Annotated in this window: 13 protein-coding genes and 3 tRNA genes; 8 read left to right on the top strand and 8 right to left on the bottom strand. The window is 55.9% G+C overall.

The annotated features are described in order from the left end of the window. Positions 1–125: 125 nt before the first annotated feature. Positions 126–755 carry an L-threonylcarbamoyladenylate synthase gene (locus NCG89_RS00250; protein ID WP_251087771.1) on the bottom strand — a complete coding sequence of 210 codons (630 nt, stop codon included), beginning with the start codon at positions 753–755 and terminating at the stop codon, positions 126–128. Continuing rightward, complete coding sequence (locus NCG89_RS00245) at positions 752–1,615, bottom strand: PHP domain-containing protein (protein ID WP_251087770.1); 864 nt, start codon at positions 1,613–1,615, stop codon at positions 752–754. Before NCG89_RS00245 ends, NCG89_RS00250 begins: the two co-directional genes overlap by 4 nt. 276 nt (positions 1,616–1,891) lie before the next feature. Between NCG89_RS00245 and NCG89_RS00240 the strand changes: the two genes are divergently transcribed. From NCG89_RS00240 to NCG89_RS00220, 5 genes are all read left to right on the top strand, one after another. Further along, positions 1,892–2,593: a VC0807 family protein gene (locus NCG89_RS00240; protein ID WP_251087769.1), complete on the top strand. Its 702-nt coding sequence runs from the start codon at positions 1,892–1,894 to the stop codon at positions 2,591–2,593. Positions 2,594–2,601: 8 nt separating this feature from the next. After that, positions 2,602–2,901: a YciI family protein gene (locus tag NCG89_RS00235; RefSeq protein WP_251087768.1), complete on the top strand. Its 300-nt coding sequence runs from the start codon at positions 2,602–2,604 to the stop codon at positions 2,899–2,901. An 85-nt stretch (positions 2,902–2,986) separates the two neighbouring features. Beyond that, positions 2,987–3,652 carry a TIGR04211 family SH3 domain-containing protein gene (locus NCG89_RS00230; RefSeq protein ID WP_251087767.1) on the top strand — a complete coding sequence of 222 codons (666 nt, stop codon included), beginning with the start codon at positions 2,987–2,989 and terminating at the stop codon, positions 3,650–3,652. Next, positions 3,643–4,233 (top strand): peptidylprolyl isomerase, encoded by a 591-nt coding sequence (locus NCG89_RS00225; RefSeq protein ID WP_251087766.1) that lies wholly within the window; start codon positions 3,643–3,645, stop codon positions 4,231–4,233. The genes NCG89_RS00230 and NCG89_RS00225 overlap by 10 nt, the downstream gene beginning before the upstream one ends. A 30-nt stretch (positions 4,234–4,263) precedes the next feature. Then, complete coding sequence (locus tag NCG89_RS00220) at positions 4,264–5,025, top strand: pyridoxine 5'-phosphate synthase (protein ID WP_251087765.1); 762 nt, start codon at positions 4,264–4,266, stop codon at positions 5,023–5,025. A 57-nt stretch (positions 5,026–5,082) separates the two neighbouring features. On the opposite strand, the gene NCG89_RS00215 is transcribed toward NCG89_RS00220, so the two are convergent. The 5 genes from NCG89_RS00215 to NCG89_RS00195 form a co-directional block, all read right to left on the bottom strand. Continuing rightward, entirely contained in the window at positions 5,083–6,837 is a 1,755-nt protein-coding gene (locus NCG89_RS00215) for a ShlB/FhaC/HecB family protein (protein ID WP_251087764.1), read from the bottom strand. An 84-nt stretch (positions 6,838–6,921) separates the two neighbouring features. After that, on the bottom strand, positions 6,922–8,646 hold the full coding sequence (locus tag NCG89_RS00210; protein ID WP_251087763.1) for an OmpA family protein: 1,725 nt from the start codon (positions 8,644–8,646) through the stop codon (positions 6,922–6,924). A gap of 400 nt (positions 8,647–9,046) precedes the next feature. Next, positions 9,047–9,122, bottom strand: a tRNA-His gene (locus tag NCG89_RS00205). A 30-nt stretch (positions 9,123–9,152) separates the two neighbouring features. Next, positions 9,153–9,229, bottom strand: a tRNA-Arg gene (locus tag NCG89_RS00200). A 27-nt stretch (positions 9,230–9,256) separates the two neighbouring features. Then, a tRNA-Pro gene (locus NCG89_RS00195) sits at positions 9,257–9,333 on the bottom strand. Between the two features lie 179 nt (positions 9,334–9,512). On the opposite strand from NCG89_RS00195, the gene folD reads away from it, so the two are divergent. The 3 genes from folD to NCG89_RS00180 all read left to right on the top strand — a co-directional run bounded on the left by folD (position 9,513) and on the right by NCG89_RS00180 (position 11,399). Beyond that, positions 9,513–10,358 (top strand): bifunctional methylenetetrahydrofolate dehydrogenase/methenyltetrahydrofolate cyclohydrolase FolD, encoded by an 846-nt coding sequence (gene folD / locus NCG89_RS00190; protein ID WP_251087762.1) that lies wholly within the window; start codon positions 9,513–9,515, stop codon positions 10,356–10,358. A 77-nt stretch (positions 10,359–10,435) separates the two neighbouring features. After that, on the top strand, positions 10,436–11,020 hold the full coding sequence (locus NCG89_RS00185) for a lysophospholipid acyltransferase family protein (protein ID WP_251087761.1): 585 nt from the start codon (positions 10,436–10,438) through the stop codon (positions 11,018–11,020). Positions 11,021–11,135: 115 nt separating this feature from the next. Further along, positions 11,136–11,399 (top strand): VanZ family protein, encoded by a 264-nt coding sequence (locus NCG89_RS00180; protein ID WP_251087760.1) that lies wholly within the window; start codon positions 11,136–11,138, stop codon positions 11,397–11,399. A 70-nt stretch (positions 11,400–11,469) separates the two neighbouring features. On the opposite strand, the gene cysS is transcribed toward NCG89_RS00180, so the two are convergent. Beyond that, positions 11,470–12,885 carry a cysteine--tRNA ligase gene (gene cysS, locus NCG89_RS00175; RefSeq protein WP_251087759.1) on the bottom strand — a complete coding sequence of 472 codons (1,416 nt, stop codon included), beginning with the start codon at positions 12,883–12,885 and terminating at the stop codon, positions 11,470–11,472. Positions 12,886–12,934: the final 49 nt, after the last annotated feature.

Raw genomic sequence — 12,934 nt, 5'->3', positions numbered from 1 at the left:
GCCAAAGCGCCACCATCTACCGGCGCCTGGGGCAAGGTTGAGCTGTTTTCTTGGTCTTGCACGTGAGGGTCGATTCCGGCCTGGGTGTCACAAAGCCGCAATTATACGGCTAAGGCTGCCAGCGGTCACAGAGATTCGGCAAATTGACTGAAGTCGCCCAAGCCCTGACGAATCACCACGGGCACGTCGTCCACCAGATCGACGACAGTGGTCGGTTCCATCCCGCAGTATCCGCCGTCGATCACCAGGTCGAGAAGATGGCCCAGACTATCGCGGATATCGTAGGGGTCGGTCATCGGCAGGTCTTCACCGGGCAGGATCAAACTCACGCTCATCAAGGGTTCGCCCAGCTCAGCCATTAAGTCCAGGCAGATCTGGTTGTCTGGCACCCGCAAGCCCACACTTTTCCGCTTTGGGTGATGAAGCCTTCTAGGTACTTCTGGTGTGGCCTTGAGAATGAAGGTGAAGGGCCCAGGCAAGCAGGCTTTAAGTACTCGAAACGCCGAGTTATCCACCCGGGCGTAGGTGCCGAGCTCCGACAAATCACTGCACATCAGGGTAAAGTTGTGTTTGTCATCCAGGCGGCGAATGGCGCGGATGCGTTCGAGGGCCTTTTTATCGCCCAGGTGACAACCCAAGGCGTACGCAGAATCGGTGGGATAGGCCACCACGCCGCCCTGACGAATGATATCGGCCGCCTGTTTGATCAATCGGCCCTGGGGGTTCTCCGGATGGATCTGGAAAAACTGACTCAAACAATCACCTCATTTTTCACAGTGGCATCGGCCGCCGCTTGGCTCCAGCGCCGCCATACTGGCGTGCAGTCACCCAAACTGCTGATCATGGTGCCGAGCTCCAGCCAATTATTGGGCTGGTGAAAATCGCTGCCAATGCTCGCTTCCAAGCCATATTCTTTACACAGCTGGCGCAGGTAACGCTGCTCGACTAGGGGCGGCCGCCCATTGGCCACTTCCAGCCCGCCACCGCCGCATTCACAGAAAGCATCGAGCAGCCGGCGCAGTTTGGCATTGGTCATTTTATATTGCATCGGGTGAGCCAACACCGCGATGCCGCCGGCGCTGTTGATCCACTCGACCACCTCAGCTAATTCGGGCCATACCGCTTTCACATCGCCGGCCTTGCCAGCGCCGAGGTATTTATCAAAAGCGGCATTCATTGAGTAGACATACCCCGCCTCAACCATATAGCGAGCGAAATCGGGCCGCCCAATCGCGCGCCCCTCCGCTAAACGGCTTGCCCCTGCGTAGCAGTCTTTAATGCCGAGCTTTTCAAGACGCTGGGCGATCAACTCTGCACGCTCGCTGCGGCGCTGTCGCTGCCGTTGTAGCTGCTCGGTAAGACCGGCATCATCGGGGTCAATGCCCAACCCCAAGACATGAATATTCACGCCAGACCACTGACAGGACAACTCAATGCCGGGCACCAGCTGTATCCCGGGCAAATCAACATCGCGTAACTCATGATACGCGTCCACGGTGTCGTGATCGGTCACCGACAGCAGCGTGACGCCTTTTTCCCGCGCCCGCGATACCAGCTCCAGCGGGCTCAACGAACCGTCTGATGCGGTAGTGTGGGTGTGCAGGTCAACGACCATGTGCTTGCTCTCCTCGGGCTAGTGGCAACCCGGTAAAATCGGTATAGTGTGGCTGCTTCCGGCGCCCCTCAACGCTATCGCCCCGCGATTTGCACCAGCGATACTCTGACCTATTGCGAGAGACCCGCTCTACGCCGTGATGGCAGATGAGGCAGGCGGCAACCAATGCATAATGCCTCTCTGACATCAGCGCAATGAGACTAGCGGTTGACTGCATTCAACGCCGCACCCCGACAAGACGAATAGCGATTCTTCCAGCAACTGCAAGGGACCAACATGTCCAAGAAGGCAAGCCCGGGACAACGCCACAGCGTTATCACCAACTTACTCTTCAACATCATTATTCCCACCCTGATCCTCACCAAACTCAGCAAGGCGGAATATCTTGGCGCCCACTATAGTATCGTGGTTGCGCTGGCTTTCCCAATTGCCTTTGGTATTTACGACTTTATCAAAGTGGGCAAAGCCAACCTGTTTTCCATTCTTGGCTTTATCAGTATTTTGCTGACTGGCGGCATCAGCCTGCTTGAGCTGGATGCAAAATACATTGCAATCAAAGAAGCGGCGATTCCCGGCATTATCGGCCTGGCCGTGTTGCTGTCCCAGTACACCCGCTACCCCCTCATCCGAACATTGCTGCTGAACGAAGAGTTCATTAACGTCCAGAAAATTGACGCCTCGCTGGAACAGCGAGCCAATCGCAGTGACTTCAATCGCGCCCTGACCCGCGCCAATTACCTGGTAGCGGCTTCTTTCTTTTTATCATCGGCGCTAAATTATGGCTTGGCCAAGTATCTTTTGGTTAGCCCCCCGGGAAGCGAAGCCTACAGCGCAGAACTCGGCCGCATGACCGCACTCAGTTTTCCCGTTATTGCGCTGCCATGTACCTTATTCATGATGGCCTCGCTGTACTACCTGGTAAGCCAGATCAAAAAGCTTACCGCGTTGGAACTCGAAGAAATTCTTCACGTTAAATAGGGACGCTTATGCTTTACGCCGTCATCAGCGAAGACGTCAAAGACAGTCTGGAAAAACGCAAAGGCGCGCGCGACGCCCACATTGCACGACTAAAATTGCTCCGCGACGAGGGACGGCTGGTGATGGCCGGGCCCCACCCCGCAATCGACTGCGAAGACCCCGGCGAAGCGGGATTCACCGGCAGCCTGGTGGTTGCCGAATTTGCGTCCCTGGAAGCAGCCCAAGCCTGGGCCGATGCCGACCCCTATATTAGCGCCGGGGTTTACCAAAAAGTGGTTGTCAAACCATACAAACGGGTTCTGCCCTGACAACCACAAAATTGAACTGTTATCGTAACTGCTTTATTCTTTTATTTTTACTAACTTAGCAAGCCTAATTAATGTGGACATTACAGTGAACAAACTCTTCCTGTTCGGCCTGTTGCTGCTTTGCGGAGTCAGTGGCGCCGTTGCCGAAACACGCTATATCAGCGACAAAGTGTATGTCCCACTTCGCTCCGGTGACAGCTCCCGCCACCGTATCGTTCACCGGGGGCTGCCCAGCGGCGAAAAAGTCGAACTGCTGCAAAGCAATGAGGAGAGCGGCTACTCAGAGGTTCGCACTGGCGGCGGTATCGAGGGCTGGCTGCCATCTCACTATCTGGTTGAGTCTCCCGTTGCCCGCACACTGCTGGAGCGGGCCAATGCCAAGATCAAAGAGCTCGACAGCGACAACAAAGCCTTAAAAGAAAAACTGACCAATACCGGCCAGGTTAGCACCGAGGCGCAGAGCGACCTCGATGCCGCCATTGCTGAAAACACGGCATTGAAAGCCGAATTAGAAGAAATCAAACGCATCTCGGGAAACTCCATCAAGCTCGACGAGGATAATCGTCAGTTACTGCAGGCAAATCAGGCGTTGAGCAACGAGGTCGATGTATTGAAGACCGATAACGCTCGCTTGCGCGAAAATAAGGAAAACGAATTTTTCCTGAACGGTGCCTTTGCTGTGCTGATTGGGGTAATGGTCACACTGATTATTCCGCGATTGATGCCGAAGAAACGCTCAGAATGGCGGTGATAAATATGTTTTCGATTCGCGCAACCTTGTTAGCGGTGTTGATTGCCTTCTCAACCAGCGCTCTGGCACAAGACAACAAAAACAGCATTGTCGTCCTGCATACCAGCATGGGCGACATCACCATCAAGCTTTACGATGAGAAATCGCCGATCACTGTCGCCAATTTCCTCGGCTATGCCAAAAGTGGCTTCTACGATGGCACCATCTTTCATCGGGTCATCAAGCGCTTTGCGGTTCAGGGAGGCGGCTTTACCGAGCACCTCGAGGAAAAACCCAATGGCGACCCTATTGTCAATGAGGCCAAAACCTCAGGCCTGCGCAATGATCGCTGGACCGTTGCCATGGCCCGCACGGATGACCCCAATAGCGCCCGTTCGCAATTCTTTATCAACATGCGTATGAACCTGGACCTGGACGCCCGGGCCGGAAAAGACGGTTATGCCGTGTTTGGTGAAGTGATCGACGGCGAATTTGTGGCCAGAGAAATTGCCAATTCCAAAACCCATTCTTACGGCGGTTTCGACGACCTCCCTGTTGAGCCCATCTTCATCAACTCGGTGACCGTAAAAACGGCGGAATAAGAACGCCGACCAACCCGGGGGACGCCTGCGGTGACAGCTCTTAGCATCAACCTGAATAAAATCGCCCTGATCCGCAATTCCCGGGACACCGAATACCCCAGCGTGTCCCTGCACGCTGCCCGCTGCCTAAACGCCGGCGCCCACGGAATTACGGTGCACCCCCGCCCTGACCAACGCCATATTCGCGCCGACGATTGCTATGAACTGGCCAACCTGCTGACCACGGCGGAATTTAATATCGAGGGCAACCCCTTCGCAGCGCCCATGCACAGCGACCGCAAGGGTGTGAGCGACTACCCGGGCTTTCTGGAAATTGTCCGCCAGACCAAACCCGACCAGTGCACCCTGGTGCCGGACAGTAATCAGCAGCTGACGTCGGATCACGGTTTCGACTTAACCCAGGATGCCGAGCGCCTGGCACCGATCATTGACGAGCTGAAATCGCTCAAGGTTCGAGTCAGCCTGTTTATGGACCCAACTCCCGAGCAAATCAGGCTGGCCAAAGACATCGGCGCCGATCGCATTGAACTGTACACCGGCCCTTATGCCCATGCCTTTGGTAGCCGGGAACAGGACGAAGTACTGCAGGCATTTGTCAGCGCAAGTGAGGTTGCAGCAGAGGTGGGCCTGGGTTTAAACGCTGGCCACGACCTTAATTTGCACAACTTGTTCCTGTTTAAAAACAGTGTGACCAATCTATTGGAAGTTTCCATCGGCCACGCCTTTACAGTGGATGCGATAGAACTCGGCCTCGACCGGGCGGTAAAGTCCTATCTCAGCTGCCTCAAGTAAAATGGCAGTCAAAAAAAAACGGCCCCATCAGGGCCGTTTTTGCAACACAGCGGGTTGTTAAAACACCTTCTTCAAGGTGATGTAAAAGTCCGCTTCCAGCTTGTCCAGCTCGTCTTCGTCCTCAAAGCCGTCGTCGGCAATCTTTCGAGCCGCGACCGCGTCCACGGTAACGTCCCAGCCGAACTCGGCCCGAACGCGCACCCCGGCATCGGCAATACTGCGCTCGTCACCAAGGCTGCCAGAAACGTTTTCATACCAGGCTGTACCGTATTCCGCGAAAACTGAGCCGGTAATCTTGGCGACCTCAGCGGGGAACACGTGCTCGTAGTTCACCAGGCCAAAGTAACCACTATCACCTACCAGCACACCCGGCAGGTAAGCCGCCAGCGTAGTCATGCCACCCAGTACCCACTGCTGTTGCTGGGGCAGCTGCTCATCAGCGAATTGACCGACAAAGCTACCGTTAATAGAGCCATCGGGCGAGGTGGGTATTTTGAGGGAGACTTTTGGTTTGAGGGCAATAAATTCGGCAGTGCGCGCGGCGGGCGCCACCTCAGGCACATCGGCGCCTGGGTTTTCATCCAGAGCAGCCTCGCGAAACTCCTTGTAGGTACCCAAGGTGCCGCTATCTCCGGTGACACCGGCGGCAACCGCAAATTGGGCGGACCAACGCATCAATTTGTCTTCCAGCGCCTTGGCGCCAAAGTACTTCACACCGACCTCAACGACACCGTACTTCTCATCCTGCAGGGCGAATTCACTGGCTTCATCAGGATCAATTACACCCGTTCGACTAACATCGATTTGGGAATCGATGTAATCAATGCGTTGAAACAAGTTGAAGCGATAATCCAAATCGCTCGCCAGGACCTGTTCACCCGTCAACACAATCGAATTAATATCCGCATCGAGGTCGGCACCTTGGACGCCAGTACCTGATAAGTTACCGAGCAAGATATCGCCCAAATTGCCAAGCCCCAGGGGCGATGTCAGCGAGTTAACGGTATCGACAAGTCCCGGAAATCCGCCCGTCGTCGCCGCACTCCCGAAATCTTGGGAGTACTCAACATGACTTACGTTAATGCCATAAAGCCCCGAAGCAAAAGGACGATCAGCACCCAGTTGTATCCGGTGATAATCCTCTCCCCCCCGAGACTCACCAAGGTCGGTGAACGCCGTCTGATAGGCCGCTGACGCCTTCACGCCGTTCTTGAACTCATGGCTCAGACCCACATCACCAAAATAGCGCCCAACATAGCGGCTGCCCTGGTTGCCGACCTTCAGGGTTAAATCGGTAGGGTCGTAATCCTCTGCTGGCGTCCCTTCAAATACCAGGGTGACATCCGCGGGGTTGCCTTCATCCACCACAAACTGAGCGGTGTAATCGACACCAGCGCGCTCACTGCGCACATTTGCCATCACCCGAGCCCGATCAAAGTCGGCACGAGTCAGGTCACTGTCGCCTTTCAGGAGCTCAAAATACTCAGCCACACCCTCGCCTTCTACCCGGCGCACCGTACCTTGCACAGCGTGCACATGAACAATGCTGACATCGGGCGCATATTGCATGGTGACCAACAGGTGACCTTTCCGGTATGCCAGAGAGTTCATCAGAATAATGGCCTGGGACGGGGTGTTTGCGGCGGCGAAAATCTTTGCCATCTCGTCATCAGTAAGATGATGATCCCCGGTTACTCGCAATTCGTAACCGTTCACGATACCCACATAAGGTGTCGCACCAGAAGCATACTGTTCCAGCACTTCCAGCTTGGCCAGCTGAGGCGGGATCACTGGAGGTAGGTCAATAGCCATAAAAATAGTCCTTTAAAATGTTCCGCAGTGGAAAAGTCTGGGCCGCACGGGCGCGACCCGACTAAAGTTGATTAGCCTGCTGACTCAGCGACCCGCTTGGTTTGCCTTTTTCACCTCGGCGAAGGTGTCAGGCTCCAGAATGTTCAGCTCGACACGGCGGTTCTCGGCCCGTCCTTCGGGATTGTCACTGCCATCTTCGTTTTCGTTGGGTGCAACTGGCACATTCTCACCATAGCCACGGAACACCAATCGGTCTTCTTTGATACCCGCCGCAAGCAGATAGTCGTAAACCGTTCCAGCCCGGCGGTAAGACAGCCGATCATTGTATTCGAAGCTGCCCTTGGCATCGGTGTGTCCGTCAACTGCCACCAACGCCTCGGGTTTGGCCTCCAACACTTTTACCGCGTGCTCGAGAATCGGAATGGATTCCGGCGTCAGGTCCCATTTATCAAACTCGAAATTCACCCCACGCAATACCAGAGGCGCATCTTTTGTGAGGTGACAACCCGTCAGGAATACTGGGGTGTTCGCCGGGGTATCCGCACACTCGTCTTCAGCATCGCAGACACCGTCGCCATCGCTATCTTTGCAGACTTGGGTTTCGAGAATGGGCAGAAATTCTGCGTCGCCACAGCCCACTCCACCGGTGGATGAACAGGCACTCAGTGCACTGTTGGGCTCACCGGCATTGGCCGCGTTGGCCACTACTACGGTGATCACGCCACCTGCGCCAGAATTGGCACCATTGAGCGCACCGACGCTAGCAAAATCACTGTTTCCGGAGTTATCACCATTGAGCGCCGCTACCGACAACACATCGGTATTGCCAGAATCATCGCCGTTAACGGCGGCAACACTGGCAAAATCGCTATTGCCAGAATTGTCTTCATTCAGCGCTGCCACCGACATAAATTCGGAGTTGCCAGAGTCATCGCCATTCAATACCGCAGCAGCAACGGCGCCATTACCGCTGTCATCGCCGTTTAATACCCCTGCGCCGACGCTGCCGCCATTGCCGCTGTTATCGCCGTTGAGTACGCCAGCGCCGATATCACCACCATTGCCACTGTTGTTGCCGCCCAGCACACTGGCGCCCACATTCCCGCCATTGCCAGAATTGCTGCCGCTGAGTACGGCAATACCCACGGCACTACCATTACCCGAGTTGGCGCCGGACAACACCGAAACCCCAATCAAGCCACCATTACCGGACGAGCCCGGTGTCAGTAGCGCCAGACCCAGCAAACCATCAGAAGTAGAATTCCCCGAGTTGGGCTCGGCCAGAATCGCCAGCCCAATGGGTTGATCATTTAACCCCGGCAAACCTGCCGCCAGGCCATCGGTCAAACCCAGCTCGCTCACCCCCAACAGCGCCAACACGTCATCAACTGTGGTCAACGCCAGGCTGGTCACCGTGCCATCCTGAGCAAGCAGGCCGCGCACCAGCGTCGCGCTGCCCTCACTGTAGGTAAGACCCAGGGCGGTAAGAAGGTCACTCAAGCCGAGGAAGTCCAGGGGCACGGCCGTTCCGCTGCCGGTATGGTTGCCAAAACCGAGCAACTCACCTGACAGTAGGGTGACACCCAGATCATTTTCAGGGTTCAGCACGTCGGCGCCGAGAAAGTCATTATCGCCGGTGCCGTTAGGATCAAGCACGGATGCGCCGATTGTGCCGATAACAGGAACCTGACCGACAAGTTGACCCAGCCCCAGCGCGTCCAGCAAATCAGTGAGCGGATCCGCCAGCACTGACTGGGATAAAAAGCAGGATAGTAGGAAGCCGGAAACCAGCTTGCGGAACAACGTCATGGGAACTCTCCATTGTTTGGTGAAACCACCTGAACATCACTGTTCAAACTGTCGACGAATAACAGGGCAAGGCAACGTGCCCGCGACAAATCCGAAATGCCTGATTCTGCTGAGGGAGCCCATTTACATGAGCAACATCTAACACCTCTAATATAGAGAACGCCGTAATGTTACTAAATGACCCGACCTGGAATTAGTGAGAGAATTCTCACTTCAGATGTGCAATAGCGGGACCCCTCCCCTAAATGTGCGTGGGGCCGCAATTTTTAAGAAGATTGCCGCAACAACGACACATTTACGCGGAATAGAGTATCTCTGAAATTAAATTGCGGCAAGACAGCCACAAAAATAAAGTGTCGTCAGCGAGCGACTGAGAAGTAACAAAGGAGCATTAGGGAAATGGGGTGGCCGACGGGGCTCGAACCCGCGACAACAGGAATCACAATCCTGGACTCTACCAACTGAGCTACGGCCACCATATAAAGAGGGGACTACTTTCCTGTAAATGGCACGCCCGACAGGATTCGAACCTGTGACCGACGGCTTAGAAGGCCGTTGCTCTATCCAACTGAGCTACGGGCGCAAGAACCGCCTTGTTGATGTACGAAAGTGGTCGGGGTAGAGAGATTCGAACTCCCGACATCCTGCTCCCAAAGCAGGCGCGCTACCAGACTGCGCTATACCCCGTTAACCGTACATCAGATGCCCCGTTACAGGAGCTGCGCATGATACGCAGGCAACCCAGGGTCGTCAACGATTTTGACCAAAATTATTGCCCTTTATACCGTCATCAAAAGTGGCCTGAGAAATTTCACCATGCGACAATAAGATCCTAATTTCCAACATCTTTTATGGGGCAAGCAGGAATGACAGCAGAGCGATTGGATGGCAAGGCCTTGGCAGCAAGCTGGGAGGCGCAGTTGACCGAGCGCGTCGCCTCTCTCAAGGCCCAATCCGGTGGCAAGACGCCCATTCTTGCCACCATTCTGGTGGGCGCAGACCCTGCTTCGGCAACCTATGTAAAGATGAAGGGCAATGCCTGCGAACGGATCGGCATGGGCTCCCTTAAGGTAGAGCTGCCCGACACCACGACCACCGAGCAATTGCTGGCCAAGATTGACGAGCTGAACAACAACCCCGACGTGCATGGCATCCTCCTGCAACACCCTGTGCCCGCACAGATTGATGAGCGGGCCTGCTTTGACGCCATTGCCCTCAGCAAGGATGTGGATGGCGTCACCTGCCTGGGCTTTGGCCGGATGGCCATGGGCGAAGAAGCCTACGGCTGCGCGACACCCAAGGGCATCATGCGCCTGCTCGAGCACTACAGCATTCAACTAGAAGGCAAACACGCCGTGGTGGTGGGCCGCAGCCCGATCCTGGGCAAACCAATGGCGATGATGTTGCTAGAAGCCAACGCCACAGTGACCATCTGCCACTCTCGCACCCAAAATCTCCCTGCCCTTATCAAACAGGCCGATATCGTCGTTGGCGCCGTGGGCAAGCCGGAGTTTATTAAGGCCGAGTGGATTAAAGATGGCGCCGTGGTCGTAGACGCGGGCTATCACCCGGGCGGTGTTGGCGATATTGAGTTGGCGCCATTGATTGATCGCGTTGCCGCTTACACGCCAGTGCCGGGTGGTGTCGGCCCCATGACCATTAATACCCTGATTTTCCAGAGTGTGGCCTCGGGCGAAAAAGCCCTGGCCTGAACACCGTGCCTCGGATTAAAAAGCCCAAAAAAGTTGGGCCTGCCCAAAAAGTGGCCCGCCGCATTCTGGTAGGCTTTATGAATATGCTGTTTCGCCTCTGCGGGACGATGCGCCCCACCAACGAGCCGGACTTGCCACAGCCCTGTATATTGGCGGTGTTCCACGACGAACTCGCGCCTCTGTGCAGCCACTACCGCCACCGAGGTTTCACCAGCATCGCCTCGCAGAACCACTTTGGCTATTCCATCGCCCAATCGATGGAAAAGATTGGCTTTGAAGTCGCCCTCGGCTCTCCCAGCCGAGGCGGCCAGGACGCCTTCTTCCAACTACTTCGGGCCGCTCGCAAAGGACGCACAGTCGCCTTTACCGTCGACGGTTCCCGCGGCCCCCGCCACGAAATGAAGGCCGGCGCCATGACACTGGCGCGAAAGACCAAGACACCACTGGTTCTCATGCGCGCTGAATACCGAGGCTGGCGCCTGGAAAGCACCTGGGATAAATTCAAAATTCCCTACCCCTTTGCTCGATTGACCATCCACACTGAGCGCTTCTACTGGGAAGACTACCCAGAGGATGCGGATGTTGAAGCAATGACCAAGGATGCTGAGCAGCGCCTGCTGGCACTTTTGCCAGACGATTATCAGGGAGCGCAGCGCCATTAATCCCACGGTACCGTCCCACACCCCACCAACTCACTGGTTAAACCAAATAAGAGAAATCCTACTTTACGGGTGCTGGCTGACCATTACCCTGCTCTCTTTAACCCCCGGTCAGGCAGTGAGTATTTCGATCTGGGACAAGCTGCAGCACCTCGGTGCCTACGGCGCCCTGATGCTGCTCGCAGGCGGCAACACACCGCGCAGCCTACTTTATCGCGGCCTTGCCCTTATCGTTTTCAGCGGGGTCATGGAGTTACTGCAGGGACTGGCACCGGGGCGCTCGCCCTCCCTTCTCGACCTTGTTGCCAATAGTTTGGGAGTGATTTGCGGCGGGAGCGCCTGGGGGTGCTGGCTATACTGGCGTCATCGGCGCCGCCGCTAACGTCACCACCCCCAAACTTGTCAGCCTGCCTTTTTGGATCAGGCGAGCGCTGTGGCTTTTGATTTGCTAACTACTGATTAGCTGCTGATTCTCGACGCCAGGTTGTGCCTTCCCGACTGTCTTCCAGCACCACCCCCTGATCCAACAGCTGCTGACGAATTTCATCGGCCCGACCAAAGGCCTTGGCCTTCTTCGCCGCCGCCCGCTCTGCGATGAGCGCCTCAATATCCTCGGCGGCGATAGCGTCGGCAGCACCACCCTGCAAAAATGCCTCCGCAGAGCTCTGCAAGATGCCGAGCAAACCGCCGAGGGACTTCAGCAGGCTTGCCTGAGCACGGGCCGCGACCTGATCGCCAGCAGCGCGGGACTGGTTGATTTTGCGGGTCAAATCAAACAGGCAGGCCAACGCCTCGGGCACGTTAAAGTCGTCAGACATCGCCGCGTCAAAACGCGCTACAAACTCGTCGTTAGCCGGGAGGGCCGCGTACTCCAGCACCTCCACATCCAATCCTTTGAGGCTATGATAAAAGCGCTCCAGATTCTGCTGCGCGATCCGCAGGTTGTCCTCGGAATAATTAATGGCGCTGCGATAATGGCTGGCGATCAAAAAGTAGCGCACCACCTCGGCGGGGTATTTTTCCAGAATTTCGCGAATGGTGAAAAAGTTGCCCAAAGACTTGGACATCTTCTCATTGTCTACCCGCACCGCGCCCGCGTGCATCCAGGCCCCAGCGTAGGTTTTTCCGGTCGCCGCCTCAGACTGGGCGATTTCGTTTTCGTGGTGGGGAAATACCAGATCAGGACCGCCACCGTGAATATCAAAGCTCTCTCCCAGGCAGCAGGTCGACATGGCTGAGCACTCGATATGCCAGCCGGGCCGACCCGGGCCCCAGGGCGACTGCCAATGCACTTCATCGGGGGCAGCCGCTTTCCATAGGGCGAAGTCCCGGGGGTCCTCCTTGGCCTCATCCACCGCAATGCGGGCACCGGCCAACAGCTCATCGGTTTTCTTGCCCGACAGCGCGCCATAATTGGCGAATCGGCTCACCCGGTAATACACATCACCGTTGTCGGCCAGATAGGCAAAACCCTTTTCGATCAGCGTTTCGACCATTTTGATGATGTCGCCAATATGGGAGGTTGCCCGGGGCTCCCGGTTGGGAGGGATAATTCCCAGCCGGTCGGCATCTTCATTCATCGCCTCGATAAAACGCGCCGTTAAGGCATCAAAGGCTTCGCCATTTTCGTCGGCCCGACGCAGAATCTTGTCGTCGATATCAGTGATATTGCGCACGTAATTGACGTCATAACCCTTGGCACGCAAAAAGCGGGTAATTACGTCAAAGGCCACCAGCACCCGGGCATGCCCCAGGTGGCAGTAGTCGTACACGGTCATGCCACATACATACATGCCGATTTTGCCTTCGACCAGCGGGGTGAGCGGCTGCTTGCCGCGGCGGAGGGTGTTGTAGATTTGTATGCTCATTGCTCGCTTTACGCTTGACGGGAGACGGGAGACGCCAAGCGACTCCATA

It is taken from the genome of Spongiibacter taiwanensis (genome assembly GCF_023702635.1).
Classification (GTDB): Bacteria; Pseudomonadota; Gammaproteobacteria; order Pseudomonadales; family Spongiibacteraceae; genus Spongiibacter; species Spongiibacter taiwanensis.
This window is presented reverse-complemented; position numbering and strand designations above follow the sequence as displayed.